This window comes from Cryobacterium sp. CG_9.6, assembly GCF_029893365.1.
Taxonomy (GTDB): domain Bacteria; phylum Actinomycetota; class Actinomycetes; order Actinomycetales; family Microbacteriaceae; genus Cryobacterium.
Map to the genome: position 1 here is coordinate 812,745 of NZ_JARXUZ010000001.1, position 18,241 is coordinate 830,985.

Sequence of the window (18,241 nt, forward strand, 5' to 3'; positions counted from 1 at the left end):
GGGAGCTGATGCCGGCCCGTGGCAGCATCATGGGTGTCATGTCGCTGTTCGCAGGTGTGCCCGGGGCGCTTCTCGACGCCTGGGCGGTGCTCATGCCCACCGAGTGCGTGGGCTGTCGTTTGCCTGACCGTGCCCTGTGTGCCGCGTGCCGGCGTGGTCTTCTGCAGCAGGTGCATGAGGCCACGCGGGGCGGCGTCTCGGTGTGGTGCGGCCTCGACTATTCCGGTGTGGCACGGCAGGTGATTAGCGCCTACAAAGACGGTGGCCGAACGGATGCCGCGCGCGCGCTCGCCGCGCCCCTGCGGTTGGCCGTGGCAGCCGCTCTGCGGGCCCAACCGGTCGCGGCAGCAGGTATCGTGCACCTCGTGGTGATCCCGTCTTCCAGGCTGGCGTGGCGAACCCGGGGTTTCCATCCCGTGGAACGGATTCTCACCCGTGGCGGGCTCTCGGCCACACCGGCGTTGCGCACGGTGGGACACGTGGTGGATCAGGTGGGCCTGGGCCGTGACGCGCGCACGGAGAATCGGCGGGGATCACTGCAGGCCCGGCGTCCCCTGCGAGAGTTCTCGTGCATCGTGGTGGATGACATTCTCACCACCGGAGCCACCATGCTCGATGCGCGACGCGCCGTTGAACAGGCGGGCGGAACCGTCGTGGGAATGGCGGCGTTGGCGCAAAGACGGCTGCACCATTTTTCGTAACCCAACGTTCACTAAAAACTGATTGACAAAAGCGGTGACTTATCCGATCCGGCCAGCTACGGTTGGAGACACAGGCGCGCAATGATCGCCCATATACCGGGCGATCCGCCAGATCAGGAGGTCGTCATGGAAACAAACATCGTTGGACGAAACCTAGGTATCACTGATCGTTTTCGGGAATACGCCACGGAGAAGGCCGAGAAGATTGCCGGTCTTGCCGATAAGGCGCTCGCACTGGAGATCAAGGTAAGTCGTCACCACGAGAAGAACGGTGCCGCAGCCGGAAAAGATCGGGTCGAGCTGACCCTGATCGGCAAAGGTCCTCTGGTACGTGCCGAAGCAGACGGCTCAGACAAGTACGCAGCCTTCGACATCGCACTGGGGCGATTGCTCGAACGGGTTCGGCGTGCGAAGGATCGCAAGAAGGTTCACCGTGGCGGGGCACACCGGCCCACGTCACTGCAGGAGGCCTCATCCGTTGCCTTCAGCGTGATTGATATCGTTCCTGCCTCCGGAGAAACATTGGAACGGGTGCGAACCGGTGCGATTCCGATCGTGTCGCCGCCCAGCGTCGACGCCAGTACCAGTACCGATGCCAGCGTCGATGACGACGCCGAAGAGGACTACTGCCCCGTCGTTATTCGTCGCAAGGTCTTCGCCGCGGCGCCCATGACGGTCGACGATGCGCTCTACTTCATGGAACTCGTCGGGCACGACTTCTACCTGTTCCAGGACTCGGAGACGCACCGACCGAGCGTCGTGTATCGCCGCAAGGGCTGGGACTACGGGGTCATTGAACTTGATGATTCTGCTGAGGAATTGCGAGAGGCTCCGGCCGCTGCCGGCGTTTCGAGCAACTGACCAACTAGCATTGCTATAGTTGCCGGCTAGGTCGGCGCTCCGGCGCGGGCCGGACGACAGGTGTTGGTTGCGGGGCGTGAAAACACCCCGTAACCACATGCCGTGACGACTACTGGAGTGCATTCGTGGCCTCAATTTTGGAAAAGGTTCTTCGTGTTGGCGAGGGGCGCGTTCTTCGGCGCCTCGAAAACTACGCAAAAGCCATCAACGCGCTGGAGGACGACTTCAGCCACCTCACCGATGACGAACTCAAGAATGAGACCGTCACCCTGCGGGAGCGCTACTCGGCCGGGGAGTCGCTCGACGACCTGCTGCCAGAGGCCTTCGCCGCGGTGCGCGAGGCCAGCACCCGCACGCTGGGGCTGCGTCACTTCGACGTTCAGCTGATGGGTGGTGCCGCCCTGCACCTCGGCAACATCGCCGAGATGAAGACCGGTGAGGGCAAGACCCTCGTGGCCACGACAGCCGCCTACCTCAACGCCATCACCAGCCGCGGCGTGCACGTCATCACGGTGAACGACTACCTCGCGAGCTACCAGAGCGAGCTGATGGGCCGCGTTTTCCGCGCGCTGGGCATGACAACCGGATGCATCCTCTCGGGTCAGACCCCGCCTCAGCGCCGCGAGATGTACGAGTGCGACATTACGTACGGCACGAACAATGAGTTCGGTTTCGATTACCTCCGCGACAACATGGCGTGGCAGGCCTCCGACATGGTGCAGCGCGGCCACTACTTCGCCATCGTCGACGAGGTGGACTCGATCCTCATCGATGAGGCCCGCACGCCCCTCATCATCTCGGGTCCCGCATCCGGTGAGGCTAACCGCTGGTTCACCGAGTTCGCCAGCCTGTCCAAGCGACTCGTTCCTGATGAGGACTTCGAGGTCGATGAGAAAAAGCGCACCATTGGTGTGCTTGAGCCCGGCATTGAAAAGGTCGAGGACTACCTCGGCATCGACAACCTCTACGAGTCGGCCAACACCCCGCTGATTTCGTTCTTGAACAACGCCATCAAGGCCAACGCCCTGTTCAAGAAGGACAAGGACTACGTCGTCATGAACGGCGAGGTGCTCATTGTCGACGAGCACACCGGGCGCATCTTGATGGGCCGTCGCTACAACGAGGGTATTCACCAGGCCATCGAGGCCAAGGAGGGCGTGGCCGTCAAGGCCGAGAACCAGACACTTGCCACGGTCACCCTGCAGAACTACTTCCGCCTCTACTCGAAGATCTCCGGGATGACCGGAACCGCCGAGACCGAGGCCGCCGAGTTCATGAGCACCTACAAGCTCGGTGTCGTGTCGATCCCCACCAACAAGCCGATGCAGCGCATCGACCAGTCGGACCTCATTTACAAGAATGAGGAGGCGAAGTTCACCCAGGTGGTCGAGGATATCGCCGCCCGCCATGAAAAGGGCCAGCCCGTTCTCGTGGGTACCACGAGCGTCGAGAAGAGCGAATACCTCTCCCGCCTGCTCGCCAAAAAGGGCGTGCGCCACGAGGTGCTCAACGCCAAGAACCACGCCCGTGAGGCGGCCATCGTTGCCCAGGCCGGACGCCTCGGCTCCGTGACCGTGGCCACGAACATGGCCGGCCGTGGTACCGACGTGATGCTCGGTGGCAACGCCGAGTTCATTGCCGTTGCCGACATGAACGCCAAGGGCCTGAGCCCCGTGGAAACGCCCGAGGAGTATGAGACCGCCTGGGACGATGTTTTTGCTTCGGTCAAGGAGAAGGTGCACGAGGAGGCCGAGAAGGTCATCGCGGCCGGAGGCCTGTATGTGCTCGGCACCGAGCGCCACGAGTCCCGCCGTATTGACAACCAGCTGCGCGGTCGCAGCGGCCGTCAGGGTGACCCGGGAGAAAGCCGCTTCTATCTCTCGCTCACCGACGACCTTATGCGCCTCTTCAACGCCGGTGCCGCCGAGAGCCTGATGGGCCGTCAGGGCGTGCCCGATGACATGGCGATCGAGTCCAAGGTGGTGAGCCGGGCCATCCGCTCTGCTCAGGCTCAGGTGGAGGGTCGCAACGCCGAGATCCGCAAGAACGTGCTGAAGTATGACGACGTACTCAACCGTCAGCGTGAGGCGATTTACGGTGACCGTCGCCATATTCTTGAGGGTGACGACCTGCACGAGCGCACCCAGAAGTTCCTCGAAAACGTCGTCGACGAGGTGCTCGATGTGCACACCGGTGAGGGCAACGGGGACGACTGGGACTTCGACGCCATGTGGGTCGAGCTCAAGACGCTCTACCCCGTGGGGCTCACGATCGACGAGGTCGTTGCCGAAGCCGGCGACAAGGGTCGCATCAACCGTGACTTCATGCGCCGGGAGATTATTTCCGACGCCAAGCAGGCCTACCTGCGCCGCGAGGAGTCTCTCGGTTCGCCCGCCATGCGCGAGCTCGAGCGTCGCGTGGTGCTGTCGGTCATTGACCGTCGCTGGCGTGACCACCTCTACGAGATGGACTACCTGAAAGACGGCATCGGCCTGCGGGCCATGGCGCAGCGCGACCCGCTGGTGGAATACCAGCGCGAGGGCTTCGCCATGTTCCAGCAGATGATGGGCCAGATTCGCGAAGAGACGGTGGGATTCCTGTTCAACCTCGAGGTTGAGGTCACTCAGGGGCCGGGCGCCGTGTCGGCTCCGGTCGTTGCGGCCAAGGGACTTGCACCGGCCGAGCAGGCCGACGCCAAGCTCAGCTACACCGCTCCGAGCGATTCCGGCGGAGTCGAGGTGCGCAACCAGCGCGGCCAGATTCAGCAGGCCGCCACGGATCGTGCGCGCCGCGTGGCGACCGAGGCCGCCGCTCCCGTCGCTGACCCGCAGGCCGACGCAGCACCCGCTCAGCGTGGTGCGTTCGGCCAGCGCGAGGGTGGCGACGCCGCTCCCGTGAACCGCGCGGAGCGTCGTCAGCAGGGCAAGAAGAAGTAACGTTTCGCACCTGCCTCACCCCTATCGCCCCCGTGCCGCTTGCCGCACGGGGGCGATAGCTCGTAAGGGCCAGCGGATGCTCCCTGCCGCGGTGTCACAACACGTTGATGGCGCTGGCCCGCCAGCGGGTGCCGACCGTTTCGAGGCGGATGGCCACGCACTGCACCCGCGGCTTTCCGTAGACCATCACGACGGCCTCGATCACCCCCTGCCGCGGTTCGGAGATGTGCACCCGACCAATCGCAATGACCGGTCGCTGAGGTTTCAGGCCTTTCAACGCCCGGGCCCGTGCGGTCAGGACGACACGGGTGAGCAGATGCTTGAAAGCGTCATCGCTCATCCACCGGGCAAGCTGCTCAAGTTCGCGAGCGCCGGCCATCACTTCCATCACGCCGCGGGTGAGGTTGATAAGCAGCGGTTCGGGGTCGGGCATGTGCAGGGGATCGGACGATCCGGGTGCCGGGGGGACGGACGCGGATGAAATCGGCACGGATCTTATGGGCACTGACGGCGGTGCAGCTCCGGCGCGACGCATGGCCTGCGCGTTAAAATCCTGGGGTGCTGGCTCTGGATATAAGCTCATGGCCACTTCCGGTGTTGGTCTGGTGCCCGGGCTGTCTATGTGGCGATCACTCAACCAGTTCCGGGCGAGTCTGTCCAGCATTTTTATGCCCTGTGGATAACCTCACGGCCGGGTGAGCGACCCGCTAGGGTCATCGTGTGCGCTGGGACAACCTCTTCGACGATCTCGAAGGCCAACTCGAACGCGAGCTGACCGCCGAGGAGAGCGACCTGCGTGCGGAACAGGAGCGGCATCGCCTGGGCGGGCTCACCCTGCGGTCGCGGCTCATGGTGCTGAGCCTCGGACCGAGCGGTGCCGCCACGGTGCGCCTCGCACTCACCACGGGGCACACGGTCATTGTTCGGGCTACGACCTTTGGCCGTGACTGGTTCGCCGCCGACCTCTTCACGACGGAGGAGACCGGTGCCCGGACTGCTGCGGGCGGTGGGTCCCAGTGCGTGGTGCCGCTCGCGAGCGTTGCCGGCCTGCTCCTCACGGCCGACCAGGTGGAGCGCTCCCTCGGACCCGAGGTGGAGTCACCGTCCGCCGCGCGCCTGTCCGATCGGATCGGCCTCCCGTTCGTACTACGTGATCTCTGTCGTCGCCGAGCGAGCCTCGAAATTCACACCCCGAACGCCGTCCTCACGGGCACGATTGACCGGGTGGGCCGGGACCACCTGGACCTCGCTGTGCATCCTGCGGGTGCCCTGCGCCGGACCCCGAACGTGGAGCACTACCGCGTGCTACCCCTCGACCAGATGGCTTTCATCAAGCTCGTCTGACCCGGGCGTATACGCGGCCGCTGTGCGACTAGTCTCGGGGCTCGGAGGAGCGGTGGGCCTCTGGCCGCAGGATTCGACCGCCGGAGAGCTCGGGAATGTTGCCAAAATCGGACTGTTCCCACAGCGACAGCCGCCGAGCCTCTTCGTATTTTGCCTCGATGTAGGACTCCAGCACGAGACGCTCGACGCGCCAGAGGTGCGAGGTTCCGATTCGAATGGCGGGAAGTTCGTTGCTGCGCACCAGTTCCAGTGCCTCAGCGGGCGTAATGGCCAGAATCTCAGCCGTGTCGGCGAGCGTGAGGAACCGCCCGAGCGCCGCGTCGTCCGAATCGTCCATGCGTTGATTATCCGCTGAACACTCACTTTTGGGGAGAATGACTTTGCCCTGTGGATAACTCTCCGGCGCACGTAAAACCCGGGCACGATAGAGCCAGTGAGCACGGGTGACCACCAGTGAGGATACGGATGAAGAACGCGGCACGCACGCGAAAACGAGCACGGCTCTGGTTCGACCCTCGATTCGGTATCGGACTCGTGCTCGTGGTGGCGTCGATTGCCGGGGTTGCCGTGATCGTCACAACGGCTGACCGCACGACCGAGGTGTATGTGGCATCGTCAGCCCTCCTCGCGGGCACCCGCATTGAATCGAGCGATCTGCAGCTTGCCCACGTGCGGCTCGGCGATACCGCCACGAAGTACCTGACCCCGGCACTGTTACCTTCCGACGGCCTCATCGTCACCCGCACGGTTCAGGCGGGGGAGCTGGTTCCCACCGCCGCGGTCGGAACGGTGGCGGGGGCATCCGTGACGAGCGTCGTGGTGATGGTGCGACCCAACCTCGCCGAGTCGATTGCGCCGGGCTCGCTCGTGGACGTCTGGGCGGCCCAGAGAGTCGCGGCCTCCCAGTTCGCTCCGCCGGAGGTGCTCGTGCCGTCGGCCGTGGTGGTGCGGGTGATTGCACCAACCGGTCTGATGGCCTCGTCCGACGGCCAGTCCGTGGAGATCATGGTGCCCAAAGGTGTGGTGGGCCCCGTGCTGGAGTCGATTGCCAACGGTGACGTGGTGTCGGTCGTTGCCGTGGATACGCCGCTGACCACGTCGGAGGGCAGCGACGTCGCCGGCACACCCGCGCCGAGCCCTGTTCCGAGCCCCACACCGACAGCGCCGTTGACCGGGAGCAACTGACCGTGGCCGCGATCATACTGGTGCTTGACCGCCACACGGAAGATCGGCTGCTGGCCGATATCGTGGAGCAGGGGCACTCGGTCCTAGCCCAGGTGCGCACGGCGGCAGAGTGTATGCTCGCCCTGGCCCACATCGCACCCAGTGTGCTTGTTGTGGGGGCGCGACGCGAGACCCTCACGGGGGAGCTGCTGTCGGCGTGTGACGGGCGGGGCATCCGCGTGATTGCACTGGCGGCATCAGACCGGGATCGTCGCTACGCGGCCACCCTGGGGCTGCTCGAGGTCCTCGACGCCGCGGTGGCCTGGCCCGAGATTGAGGCGCTGGTGCATGGCGGCGTGGTGGTGCCGATGCGCGTGGGCGACCGGGGGCGCTCGGTGGGTGCTCCGCGGGCGGGCCGAGTCGTGGCGGTGTGGGGGCCAACTGGAGCTCCCGGTCGCACGACGCTGGCCATCAACATTGCGGCCGAGATTGCAGCGGCCGGGCACACGGTGGCGCTGGCTGATGCCGACACGTATAGCGGCTCGGTTGCCGCAAGCCTCGGCATGCTCGACGAGGCACCGGGTTTCGCAGCCGCGTGCCGGTTGGCCGGTTCGGACAGCCTCACCCAGTCCGAGTTCGAACGCATCGCCCAGCGCTACAACTCACCGCAGGGTGCTTTCTGGGTGCTCACCGGCCTGGGGCGGCCCTCGCGGTGGCCGGAACTCTCGGCGGAGCGGGTGACGAGAACCATCGAGGCTTTGCGACTGTGGGTCGACTACGTGGTCATTGACACCGGCTTCAATTTAGAGAGCGACGAAGAGCTCTCGAGCGATGTTTTCGCGCCGAGACGCAACGCTGCCACGGTGACGGCCCTGCGCGCGGCCGACCATGTGGTGGCGTGTGGGCTCGCCGATCCGGTGGGAATGGGACGGTTTCTGCGCGCCTTTGGCGATCTGACCGACGTGATCAGCGATACCGCGGTGAGCGTGCTCATGAATCGTGTGCGCCAGAGCGCCGTGGGACTCGATCCGGCCGGTCAGGTGATCGGGGCGCTGCGGCGGTTCGGCGCCATTGAGGCTCCGGTACTGGTGCCGAACGACCAGGCGTCGCTGGATGTGGCGGTGCTGACCGGGCGCACGCTGCGAGACGCCGCCCCCAAGTCGCTCGCCCGAGCGAGCATTCGCCGCTTCGTGCTTACAACTCTGGTGGCTGCCCCGGCGGAGCGCACCGCCCGGCGTCGGTCGCTCGCCCGGACGCTGGTGCCTCGGTAGGTTGCTGCGCGTTGATCCTCGGAGCTGCGTCGTTGCGGGTCAATCCTCGAGGGGGATGACCTCCAGACCGCCGTTCGCTGCCGCCACGATGAGAACCCGCCCGGCCGTGACTCCGTCGAGGGCGCGTGCGAGTTGGTCGGGCGTGGTCGGGGTGTCGGTGGGGGCGGCATCCGCTCGACGCCACACCGTGAGCTTGGCTCCGGTTGCGTCGGTCAGTGCTTCCTCCAGAAGATGAGACGGGGTACCGGCCACCAGCAGAATGCGGTGAATGCGCTGCTCGGGGCGCGGGGGAGCGAGCAAGCGATCACGGCGCCAGATCGCAAAATGGTAGGCGGCAACAAGGCCGGTTGCCACGAGCAGGCCCAGCGGTCCCCGCACCCGCGTGAGCAGATCGGTGCCGCTCGGATCGCCGAGAACCGCCTCAAAGAGCCGATAGCCGATCACCAGAAGGGTGATGATCGCTACCAGCGCGCTGACGCCGAACACCAGCACGAGGTACAGGCGCCGAGGGGTACTGCCCGCCTCGGCAGGGTCCACGGGCGCGCTGGGCTTCCACGCCAGCCACCAGACCGGGGCGCTCACCACGATCGCGCTCACTCCGCCGAGCAGCAGAGTGCGTGCGTCCGCACCCACGACCGAGGGCGCGAGGGCAGCCAGGAGAGCCGTGACGATCACGCCGATGCCGGATGCCGCACCGATCAGACCGACCGCCGAGGTGACAATACGGATCGACAGCCGCGTGGTGGCGGAATAGAGGGCGGCGTGGCGGCGGTAGTAGGTGAGCACCAGGGCTCCGATGGCGCCGGCGGCCACCGCAAACCCCAACGTATCGAGCAGCTGTGGCACGGGTTCGGTGCGGTCGAACGCCAGCCGAAGCAGGCGGAAGAGCGCGGTCCCGGTGCCGCCAAGGGCGAACGCGGTGGGCAGCACGATCCCCACGATGACGAGGGCCACATCGGCCAGGCCGCCGCGGATACCGCGCGCGTCATCACGCAGCCAGTGCACCCACCACACTGCCGCGCCGCCGAGGCTCCAGATGAGCCCCTGCAGGGTTGTTTGCCACCAGGGATCACCGATGGTGGCGGTGGCCACCAGGCTGGCGACCGCGGCGTCGATGAGAGAGCCCAGTGCCGCGATCGCGCCGCCCGCGAAGATGATCAGGCCGAACACCGCGGCCAGCACGGGCGCGACCGAACGTAGACGGGTGGGACCTTTGCCGGGGTGCCGGGCCATCCGTCGGTGTGCCACCCAGATGCCGGCCCACACGACGCCCGTGGCACACGCCGTGGGCTGCCAATCTGAACGAACCAGGGCTGCGGCCGTTACGAGCAGTGCACTTGTGAAGACCGCCAGGGACACGGTGGACATGACGGCCACGTAGAGGCCCCAGGCAACGGATGCCCGTTCCGTGTCCCCGAGTCGGCGCCACTGAATCCACCAGAGAACCGCGGCCAGCGGGCCGGCAATGAGCGCGAAGGCGAGCGAACGTGCAAGGCCGGCCACGTCACTGGAGACGAGCAGGTCCCCGCGATCCAGCAGGCGACTGAGAAGCCCGGCGAGGCCGATGGCCGCCACAATGAGGAGCGCGAACAGCAGACCATAAACCACCACTCGGCGAGCCGTGCGCTGAGCGGTCGGCGCGGCGGTCACTTGGTCATCTCAGGCATCGGGCAGACGGTCAGTTCCCACGGGACGCTCATGATGCGCCACGATCCGTCGGCCTGAACAAGGCTCACGGTGCCGTCCGACTCGTAGCTGGACGAGCCGAACAGGCCCCCGTCGTAGGTGGTTGTCATGGTGATCACGACATCGGCGGTGTCGCCCCGCACCGTTGTGGATGCCAGCGCGATCCGCATCGAGTCGGTCGGTGCGGACTGGTTCCCGGCCACGCAGGTGTCCTCGGCCTCGGGACTGAGGTAGAGCGCAGCCTGTGCCTCATCCCCGCTCAGCACGGCCGCAGCATAGCGCTGCACGATTCCTTCCGGAGTGGAGGCGTCGAGTGGAGCCGGCTCGCCACGGGAGAACACCACTGCGAGAGCCACGATGACGAGGGCAGTGATGATGCCGATAATCACCAGAAGGGGACGATCGGGGCGGGACGATGTGGCGATCATGTGCTCATCCTGCACCCGTTCTGCTCTTCGGGCGAGAAACGCGCCGCGTGGGGGCGGTGAACCCCGTGCCGGTGCGGCTGCGGCGGGTGTTTGGGCACGGCTGGCTAGCCTAGGCTATTGATCGTGTCGACGCTTAGTGATCTCGTACTTGCCCATGGCCGCAGCACGGCCGAAGACGTGGACTGGCTCCACATGCTGGTCGCCGACGGCCAGCTGCTCGCTGACCTTGCCTTCGCCGACATTGTGGTGTGGGTGCCCACCGAGAGCGGAAGCTTCGTGGCCGTCGCCCACGCCCGCCCGTCGAGTGCAGCCACCCTGTTCTACCGCGACTTCGTGGGCCAGAACATCAAGGTGGACTGGCGAAACCAGGTGACCGAGGCCTTCGAGACCGGCAAAATCGTTGATACGACCGCGCCGGACTGGTACGAAGAGACACCCACCCGCGTGCGGGCGATTCCGGTGCTGCGTCGGCTGAGCGTCACGGGTACGCAGGTTGCACCGGTGCCGGTGGCCGTGCTCACCCGCCACACGAACCTGAGCGAGGCGCGCACCCCCAGCCGCCAGGAACTCACCTTCAACGACTGCGCCAACGACCTGTTCAACATGATCGCCTCCGGCGACTTCCCCGACCTCGGTGCACCGACCGGCCCCCGACGAGGGGCACCGCGTGCCTCGGACGGACTGATCCGCGTGGACGTGGATGGCCTCACCACGTTCGCGAGCCCGAACGCGCTCTCCGCCTTCAACCGCATGGGTTTTGCCGATGAGCTCGAGGGAGAATCCCTCGCCGAGGTCACCACCAGCCTGCTCGCCGGGATGGGAACGGCCGTCGTGGATGAGTCGCTGCCGCTCGTGGTCACCGGACGGGCGCCGTGGCGCACGGACATTGAGGCCCGCGGCGTCACCGTCTCGCTGCGCGCGATCCCCATCCGCAATCGCGGTCAGCGCGTGGGGGCCATCGTGCTCTGCCGCGACGTGACCGAGTTACGCCATCAGGAACGCGAACTCATCACCAAAGATGCGACCATTCGCGAAATTCACCACCGGGTGAAGAACAACCTGCAGACCGTCGCGTCCCTGCTGCGCATTCAAGCACGCCGCACGCAGTCCGATCGGGCGCGCGAGGCACTCACTCAGGCCATGCGCCGTGTCGCCGCGATCGCGGTCGTGCACGACACCCTGTCGGAGGGGCTCAGTCAGATCGTGGACTTCGACGCTGTGTTCGACCGGGTGTTGCTGCTCACCGTGGAGGTCGCATCCGCTCACAACACGACCGTGCACCCCAAGTCCTCGGGCAGCTTTGGCACCCTGCCGAGTGCCTATGCCACCCCGCTCGCTCTGGTGCTCACCGAACTGGTGACCAACGCGGTGGAGCACGGCCTCGCCGGGCGTGAGGGTGAAGTGTCCATTGAGGCGCAGCGCACCGACGAGACACTCACCGTGATGGTGCGCGACACCGGGTCCGGACTGCCCGAGGGCAAGGTGGGCTCGGGGCTCGGCACCCAGATCGTGCGCACACTCATTCAGGGCGAGCTCGGCGGCACCATCGACTGGCACACCATGATGGGCAGTGGAACCGAGGTCACCATCGAGATCCCGCTGCGCTTCATGCGTGAGGGGTAGCGGATGCCGGTGCCCGGTTTTCTCCCCACCGCCACGGCGGTCGTGGGTTCCGGGCGCACCAAAACGAGCCTGAACCTCACCGGTAAACCGATGGGTGCAGGCTCGAGGATTCAGTGGCGCTTAGGAGGCGCGACGGGCGCGAGCGGCGCGGCGCTTGAGGGCGCGGCGCTCGTCTTCGCTCAGACCGCCCCAGACGCCGGAGTCTTGTCCGGTTTCGAGGGCATACTGCAGGCAAACTTCAGTGACGTTGCATCGAGCACACACCGACTTTGCCTTTTCGATCTGATCCACGGCGGGACCAGTGTTACCAACCGGAAAGAAAAGTTCCGGGTCGGCGGTGAGGCAGGCAGCTTTGTCGCGCCAGTCCATAGAGATGCTCCTTTATTGCGGGGTGCACGGCCGATTGGCCAGAGTTGCGGGTAAGGCCGGTTGCAGGAAAAAGCTCAGTTCTAAACACGCTAGAAAAGCTCACGTCCCTGTGAGCGTCAACCGGACCTCAAATATCGTCCCATAATAGGGGTGTCAAATCAATAGTTTCGAATGGAATATACCTGTGAATCAGCGAGAAGAGCCAGATCAGGACCCCTGGGAGCGCCTGCGAATGCGCCTGCGTTACCTTGCCGGTGCGCCCGGATTGGCCCTTTTTACGGTGCTCTTGGCCCTGGAGGCCGTGGCCTTGTGGCTGCTTGCTGCGTGGCTCATCGTGGAGCTGCTCACCCAGACGCCCGCCTCGCTCGGCGGAGGGCTGGCCATTTTCGGTCTCGCAGCCATTGCCGCCGTGTGGGTGAGCGCCATCACTGTGGGCACCGTTCGGCGACAGCCGTGGATCCGCGGCGGCGCTGTCACCTGGCAGCTCGTGCAGATCATGGTGGCGATCGGGTGTTTTCAGGGTTTCTACGCGCGTCCCGACGTGGGCTGGGCCATTTTGCTGCCCTCACTCGTGGTTCTCGTGCTCGCCTTCACGCCCAAGGTTGTGGCGGCAACAAGTCACGCCGCCGACTAGGTCAGTCGATTCCGAGCTTCTTGCGCAGGCTGGCGACATGCCCCGTGGCCTTCACGTTGTAGAGCGCAAGCTGCACCACACCGGTCTCATCAATCACAATCGTTGAGCGCAGTACCCCGGTGACAACCTTGCCGTAGAGGTTCTTTTCGCCCCACGCCGCGTAGGCGCGGTGCACGTCGAGTGCGGCGTCGCTGAGCAGGGGAAAGTTCACTCCGTCACGCTCCTGAAACTGCTTGAGCTTGGCCGGGGCATCCTTCGAAATGCCGAGAACCTGATATCCGGCCGAGGCGAGCGAGGCGAGGTTGTCACGAAAGTCGCACGCCTCCGTGGTGCAGCCGGGCGTCATCGCGGCCGGGTAGAAATACACCACCACCTTGCGCCCCGCGAAGTCGTCCAACGAAACGGATGCCCCATCCTGGTCGGTCAGCATGAACAGGGGTGCGGTGTCGCCGGCAACGAGCCGTGTGGAGTCGGTCATGACTCCACGCTAGCGGGGTTTGCGATCAACGCCGCTGCACCTCACCCCAGCAGCTCCGGCCGCTTCCATTCGGCACCGTGCACGTGCTGGTCGAGAAACGCGAACACCGTCTCGTACCAGACAACCGCATGCTGAGGCTTGAGCACCCAGTGATTCTCGTCGGGGAAGAACAGAAACTTGTGCACGGTCGAGCCGTCGGGCTCGGCATGATGCTCGGCGAGTTCCGACCACAGGCGCAGGCTTTCGCCGAGGGGAACCCTGTAGTCACGATCACCGTGAATCACGAGCATCGGCGTCACAATGTTCGCCACGCTGTGGTGCGGCGAGCTGTCACTCATGCCCTGCGTCGAGAAAATGCTCTGCCAATAGTGCGAGTTGTCGGTCGTGCCGTTGAACTGGTCCAGCGCCCACAGGCTTGCGTGGCTGACGATGGCCCGAAACCGGTCCGTGTGCCCGGCCACCCAGTTGGCCATGTAGCCCCCAAACGACCCGCCCATCGCGGCGGTCCGGGTCTCGTCGATGTCGACACGCGACTCGGCGGCATCCGTTATGGCCAGCAGGTCGGTGTACGGCTTGGCGCCCCACGCATTCCAGCCGCGGGCGATGAAGTCGAGCCCGTACCCGGTGGAGAGGGCCGGGTCGGGCAGGAGCACCGCGTAGCCGCGCGCCACGGCGAGGAGCGGGCTCCAGCGCCAGCTCCACGCATTCCAGCTGTTCAGCGGGCCACCGTGAATCCACAGCAGCAGCGGAGCAGGGGAGGCGGCCGAAGCGCCCTCAGGGAGCAGGAGCCAGGCTCGCACCGGCGTGCCGTCCTCGGCCAGCGTCTCAACCTCGGTGATCGTGCCCGGAGCGGCAGGCAGGGCGGCCGGGGTGGCCAGGGGCAGCACGGTTCCGGAACGAGAAATTCGAACCGGATGCGCCGGCGCGGTCCACGACGACCGCAGCGCCACGAGATCGCCGGTCGACGCATCGACGGCCACATTCGTGTAGCTGAAGTCATCGGTGGTGATCTGCTGAACGGATGCCCCATCCAGCGGAATGCTGAACACCGGGCCGCGCCCGAGGTGGTCGGCGGTCACGATCAGGGCCGTGTCGTCACGGTCAAAGATCATGCTCGAGGGCCAGCGGTCCCAGCCGGCGGCAATGCGACGTGCGTTGCTGCCGTCACGGTCGGCAACCCAGATCTCCTGGTCGGCTGGGCCGTCCGGCGTGCTGAATGCCACGCGCAGGTAGGCGATCCGGCGTCCATCCCGGCTGACGGTGGGTGCCTCGAAGTGCACCCGGGGTTCGTCGAACAGGGTGGTCTGCAGTCCGGTCTGCACGTCGATCGCCACGAGAATGTGCCGTCCGGAGCGCTGTTCCTGCACGCGCAGGGCCGCAATGAGGGTGCGGCCATCGGGGGTGAGCGCGCTGCCGGCCGTGTCGGCGGCGCGGCCGGCTCCGGGCGTGAGGTCCTGTGGGCGCGGCAGGTCTGTGGGGTAGCTGGCCGGGGCATCCGCTACCGGCGGGGTGAAGGTGGCAACCGCGTCGGAGAGGTCGTGCAGATCGAGCGAGAGCAGATGTGGCTCGGCCGGACCCAGATCGTGGTCCCAGAAGCGCACCGGGTAGGTTTCGTGCAGGATGGCGGCGACCTTTTTGTCGGTGCGCCGGGTGCGGGACTGGGCGTCGGCCTCGAGGTCCACGGCGCTCACGAGCAGCGGTGCGGTGATGACGACGAGGTCGGATTCGGTGGCCGTCGCGGCGATGGCGGCGACACCTCCCACGAGCCTGGTGACCGCGCGTGCCTCGCCGCCCTCAGCGGGAAGCAGCCAGAGCTGCGCCACATCGGAGTCTTTCTCGGCGGCCGAGTCGGGGCGGGCCGAGACGAACAGCACGTCGCCGGAGCCGGTGAACGCCACCCCGGATTCGCCGGTGGCGGAGCGGGTGAGCCGGGTCGGTGTGCCGGAGCCGTCGGCAGCGACCGACCAGAGTGCCCGGTCGTAACTGGTGCCATCGCGGTTCAGTGTTGCCACGGTGAGCACCGCCCAGCGGCCGTCGGGTGATAGGGCGAGTCCCTCGACCCTCGGCAGCGCGATGAAGTCATCGAGAACGGTGAACGGTGTGGGCGAAGACGGCAATGTCATGCTTCAACCGTAGCGCTGCCCCTCGCCGCGCCCCACATCGGTGGCCGCCACGGTAACCGGCGTAGCGCCCACCCATCTGGGGCGCGCCGGCCACCGAATACCGGCGCGGCCACCGAATACCGGCGCGGCCACCGGGAACCGGTTCGGCGACGGGTGGCCGGGTCAGCGGGCGGGAGCGAACGTGGCGAGCAGGCGCTGCAGGGAGTCGAGGCGCACCCGGCCGGTGTCACCGAGTTCGCCGGCCTCGACGGCCTCGATGATGGCGCAGTCCGGGGAGCTCGGCAGGTGCGTGCAGCCGCGCGGGCAGCGTTCCGCAATGGTGGCCAGGTCGGTGAAGGCCTTCAGAATGTTGGCGGTATCAATGTGGCCGAGGCCGAAGGAGCGCACGCCGGGAGTGTCGATGACCCAGCCGCGGCCGGCATCCGTTTCGAGTCGCAGGGAGACCGTGGAGGAGGACGTGTGGCGCCCGCGCCCGGTGACGGTGTTGACGACGCCGATGGCGCGGTTGGTGCCCGGTACGAGCGCGTTCACGAGCGTGGACTTGCCCACCCCTGAGTGACCCACAAAAACCGTGTCATGCCCCACCAGAGCGGCTGAGATGGCGTCAATGGGCATCTCGCCCTCGCTGCTTTGGAACACCGGCAGGTCGAGGCCGGCAAAATTCGCCAGAAACTCGCTCGGGTCGGCCAGGTCGGTTTTGGTGATGCAGAGAATGGGGGAGACCCCGGCGTCGTAGGCGGCCACCAGATAGCGATCCACCAAGCGGATGCGTGGCTCCGGGTTGGCCGCGGCGACCACGATGAGCATCTGGTCGGCATTGGCCACAATGACACGTTCCACGGCGTCGGTGTCGTCGGCGCTGCGGCGCAGCAGCGTGTCCCGATCCACGATGCGCACGATGCGGGCGAGGGTGCCCTCCTCGCCGGTGGTGTTGCCCACAATGTCCACCCGGTCGCCATTGACGACGGCTTTCTTGCGCAGCTCGCTCGCGCGCGCCGCGGTGACCCGCCGCTCGGTGGGCTGATTCTCGTCGAGCATCACGGTGTAGCGGCCGCGGTCTACGGTGAGAATGCGCCCGGTCAGCGCGTTCTCGTGCTGCGGACGGGTCTTGGAGCGCGGCTTCGTGCCCTTACGTCCGGCGCGCACACGCACGTCAGACTCGTCATACTGCGGCTCGTCTTCGTCGGGCGTCGCCCACCAGGCATCCGCGTCAGGCTCGTGCATCTAGAGCTGGGCCTCCGGCAGCATGGCGTGCCACAGCTCGGGGAACTGGGGCAGCGTCTTGGCCGTGGTCGCAATGTTTTCCACGAGAACTCCGGGCACACGGAGGCCAATGAGGGCGCCGGCCGTGGCCATGCGGTGGTCGTCGTAGCTGCGCCACTCGCCCCCAGTGAGTGGCTGCGGCTCGATGTGCAGGCCGTCGGGCAGCTCGGTGACGTTGCCACCGAGCCGGTTGATCTCGGTCGCCAGCGCCTCCAGCCGGTTGGACTCGTGGTGTCGGAGGTGGCCGATGCCGGTGATGGTGCTGGGCGAGTCGGCCAGAGCGGCCAGCGCCACGAGAGCGGGAGCGAGTTCGCCCGCGGCTCCGAGGTCGAGTTCAACCCCGTGGATGCCGCCGCCCGCGACCACCGTGAGGCGATCGCCGTCGAGGGTCACCTGAGCGCCGAAGAGCGGGAGCAGATCCTGCAGGTGCGCGCCCACCTGGGTGGTGTGTGCCGGCCAGCCCGCAATCGTGACGCTTCCCCCGGTGACGAGGGCGGCAGCGAGGAACGGGGCCGCGTTGGACAGGTCGGGTTCGATATCGATCTCGGCGCCGCTAATGGTGCCGGGTTCCACAATCCACTCGCCCACTGACGGGCTGGTGACCGTGACACCGCGATTGGCGAGGGTAGCAATGGTCATCTCGATGTGCGGCAGGCTGGGCAGGCGTTCGCCCGAGTGCCGCAGGTGCAGGCCCGTGTCGAAGCGTGCGGCGGCCAGCAGCAAACCGGAGACGAACTGGCTCGACGACCCGGCGTCGATCGTGACCTCACCGCCGGTGACGGCGCCGCGGCCGTGCACGGTGAAGGGGAGTGCTCGGCGGCCGTCGTCGTTGATGTCGGCACCCAGATCGCGAAGGGCCGTGATCATGGTGGACATGGGGCGGCGGCGGGCGCCGGCATCGCCGTCAAACGTGGTGGGGCCCAGGGCCAGCGCGGCCAGGGGCGGCACGAAACGCATCACCGTGCCCGCGAGGCCGCAGTCCACGGTGGTTGAGCCGAGGAGCTCGGCGGCGGGCGTGATGCGCAGGTCGGCACCGAAGGCACCGGCTCCGGGCACGGCCTCAATCCGGGTTCCCATTTGGCGCAGGGCGTCCACCATGAGGTCACTGTCGCGGGAGTGCAGAGGGCTCCGCAGCAGCGACGGTGCGTCTGCCAGGGCAGACAACACGAGCTCCCGATTGGTCAGCGACTTCGACCCGGGGAGGGACACCGTGCAGGCCAGCGGGGCGACGGCCGTGGGGGCCGGCCACCAGGCATCCGCTTCGACGGGCACGTTGTCGCCGTAAGGATCAAACTCCGGCTTGGAATATCTCGAGATCAACATCGGTTATCAGAATAGTCGGGATATGACGTGAAGGAAT

17 protein-coding genes are annotated in these 18,241 nt (G+C 66.4%); 8 read left to right on the forward strand and 9 right to left on the reverse strand.

Annotation, left to right across the window (positions count from 1 at the left end; all coding sequences use genetic code 11):
- Positions 1-38: 38 nt before the first annotated feature.
- The 3 genes from H4V99_RS03725 (at position 39) to secA (ending at position 4,498) form a co-directional block, all read left to right on the forward strand.
- Positions 39-701, forward strand: a complete 663-nt coding sequence (locus tag H4V99_RS03725) for a phosphoribosyltransferase family protein (RefSeq protein WP_280675646.1) — start codon at positions 39-41, stop codon at positions 699-701.
- 126 nt (positions 702-827) lie between these two features.
- Positions 828-1,562 carry a ribosome-associated translation inhibitor RaiA gene (gene raiA, locus H4V99_RS03730; RefSeq protein WP_280675648.1) on the forward strand — a complete coding sequence of 245 codons (735 nt, stop codon included), beginning with the start codon at positions 828-830 and terminating at the stop codon, positions 1,560-1,562.
- A gap of 125 nt (positions 1,563-1,687) precedes the next feature.
- Positions 1,688-4,498, forward strand: coding sequence for a preprotein translocase subunit SecA (gene secA, locus H4V99_RS03735; protein WP_280675650.1), 2,811 nt, complete (start codon positions 1,688-1,690; stop codon positions 4,496-4,498).
- Positions 4,499-4,592: 94 nt separating this feature from the next.
- Here the strand turns inward: secA and H4V99_RS03740 are convergent, their stop codons facing one another.
- Positions 4,593-4,931, reverse strand: a complete 339-nt coding sequence (locus tag H4V99_RS03740) for an Rv3235 family protein (RefSeq protein ID WP_280675652.1) — start codon at positions 4,929-4,931, stop codon at positions 4,593-4,595.
- A 287-nt stretch (positions 4,932-5,218) separates the two neighbouring features.
- On the opposite strand from H4V99_RS03740, the gene H4V99_RS03745 reads away from it, so the two are divergent.
- On the forward strand, positions 5,219-5,842 hold the full coding sequence (locus tag H4V99_RS03745; protein WP_280675654.1) for a hypothetical protein: 624 nt from the start codon (positions 5,219-5,221) through the stop codon (positions 5,840-5,842).
- Between the two features lie 28 nt (positions 5,843-5,870).
- Here H4V99_RS03745 and H4V99_RS03750 read toward each other — a convergent pair whose 3' ends face one another.
- Positions 5,871-6,179, reverse strand: coding sequence for a helix-turn-helix domain-containing protein (locus H4V99_RS03750; RefSeq protein WP_280675656.1), 309 nt, complete (start codon positions 6,177-6,179; stop codon positions 5,871-5,873).
- A 128-nt stretch (positions 6,180-6,307) separates the two neighbouring features.
- Here H4V99_RS03750 and H4V99_RS03755 point away from each other — a divergent pair, with 128 nt between their 5' ends.
- Positions 6,308-7,027, forward strand: a complete 720-nt coding sequence (locus H4V99_RS03755; protein ID WP_280675658.1) for a hypothetical protein — start codon at positions 6,308-6,310, stop codon at positions 7,025-7,027.
- Between the two features lie 2 nt (positions 7,028-7,029).
- Positions 7,030-8,277 (forward strand): regulator, encoded by a 1,248-nt coding sequence (locus H4V99_RS03760; protein WP_280675660.1) that lies wholly within the window; start codon positions 7,030-7,032, stop codon positions 8,275-8,277.
- Between the two features lie 39 nt (positions 8,278-8,316).
- Here the strand turns inward: H4V99_RS03760 and H4V99_RS03765 are convergent, their stop codons facing one another.
- Both H4V99_RS03765 and H4V99_RS03770 read right to left on the reverse strand, forming a co-directional pair.
- Complete coding sequence (locus tag H4V99_RS03765; RefSeq protein WP_280675662.1) at positions 8,317-9,927, reverse strand: DUF5671 domain-containing protein; 1,611 nt, start codon at positions 9,925-9,927, stop codon at positions 8,317-8,319.
- Complete coding sequence (locus H4V99_RS03770; RefSeq protein ID WP_280675664.1) at positions 9,924-10,391, reverse strand: nuclear transport factor 2 family protein; 468 nt, start codon at positions 10,389-10,391, stop codon at positions 9,924-9,926. The genes H4V99_RS03765 and H4V99_RS03770 overlap by 4 nt, the downstream gene beginning before the upstream one ends.
- A 123-nt stretch (positions 10,392-10,514) precedes the next feature.
- Here H4V99_RS03770 and H4V99_RS03775 point away from each other — a divergent pair, with 123 nt between their 5' ends.
- A complete protein-coding gene (locus H4V99_RS03775; protein ID WP_280675666.1) occupies positions 10,515-12,014 on the forward strand; it encodes a PAS domain-containing sensor histidine kinase in 1,500 nt (499 codons plus the stop codon).
- Positions 12,015-12,134: 120 nt separating this feature from the next.
- On the opposite strand, the gene H4V99_RS03780 is transcribed toward H4V99_RS03775, so the two are convergent.
- Positions 12,135-12,383, reverse strand: a complete 249-nt coding sequence (locus tag H4V99_RS03780) for a WhiB family transcriptional regulator (protein ID WP_035837005.1) — start codon at positions 12,381-12,383, stop codon at positions 12,135-12,137.
- 184 nt (positions 12,384-12,567) lie between these two features.
- Here H4V99_RS03780 and H4V99_RS03785 point away from each other — a divergent pair, with 184 nt between their 5' ends.
- Complete coding sequence (locus H4V99_RS03785; protein ID WP_280675668.1) at positions 12,568-13,017, forward strand: hypothetical protein; 450 nt, start codon at positions 12,568-12,570, stop codon at positions 13,015-13,017.
- Position 13,018: 1 nt separating this feature from the next.
- Here H4V99_RS03785 and bcp read toward each other — a convergent pair whose 3' ends face one another.
- The 4 genes from bcp to aroA all read right to left on the reverse strand — a co-directional run bounded on the left by bcp (position 13,019) and on the right by aroA (position 18,204).
- The gene (bcp, locus tag H4V99_RS03790) at positions 13,019-13,495 is read right to left on the reverse strand and encodes a thioredoxin-dependent thiol peroxidase (RefSeq protein WP_280675670.1); all 477 of its coding nucleotides are present in this window, start codon (positions 13,493-13,495) and stop codon (positions 13,019-13,021) included.
- A 41-nt stretch (positions 13,496-13,536) separates the two neighbouring features.
- Positions 13,537-15,618 carry a prolyl oligopeptidase family serine peptidase gene (locus H4V99_RS03795; protein WP_280675672.1) on the reverse strand — a complete coding sequence of 694 codons (2,082 nt, stop codon included), beginning with the start codon at positions 15,616-15,618 and terminating at the stop codon, positions 13,537-13,539.
- Positions 15,619-15,780: 162 nt separating this feature from the next.
- On the reverse strand, positions 15,781-16,842 hold the full coding sequence (rsgA, locus tag H4V99_RS03800; RefSeq protein WP_280675674.1) for a ribosome small subunit-dependent GTPase A: 1,062 nt from the start codon (positions 16,840-16,842) through the stop codon (positions 15,781-15,783).
- Complete coding sequence (aroA, locus tag H4V99_RS03805) at positions 16,843-18,204, reverse strand: 3-phosphoshikimate 1-carboxyvinyltransferase (RefSeq protein ID WP_280675676.1); 1,362 nt, start codon at positions 18,202-18,204, stop codon at positions 16,843-16,845. It abuts the gene before it with no gap.
- Positions 18,205-18,241 lie beyond the last annotated feature (37 nt).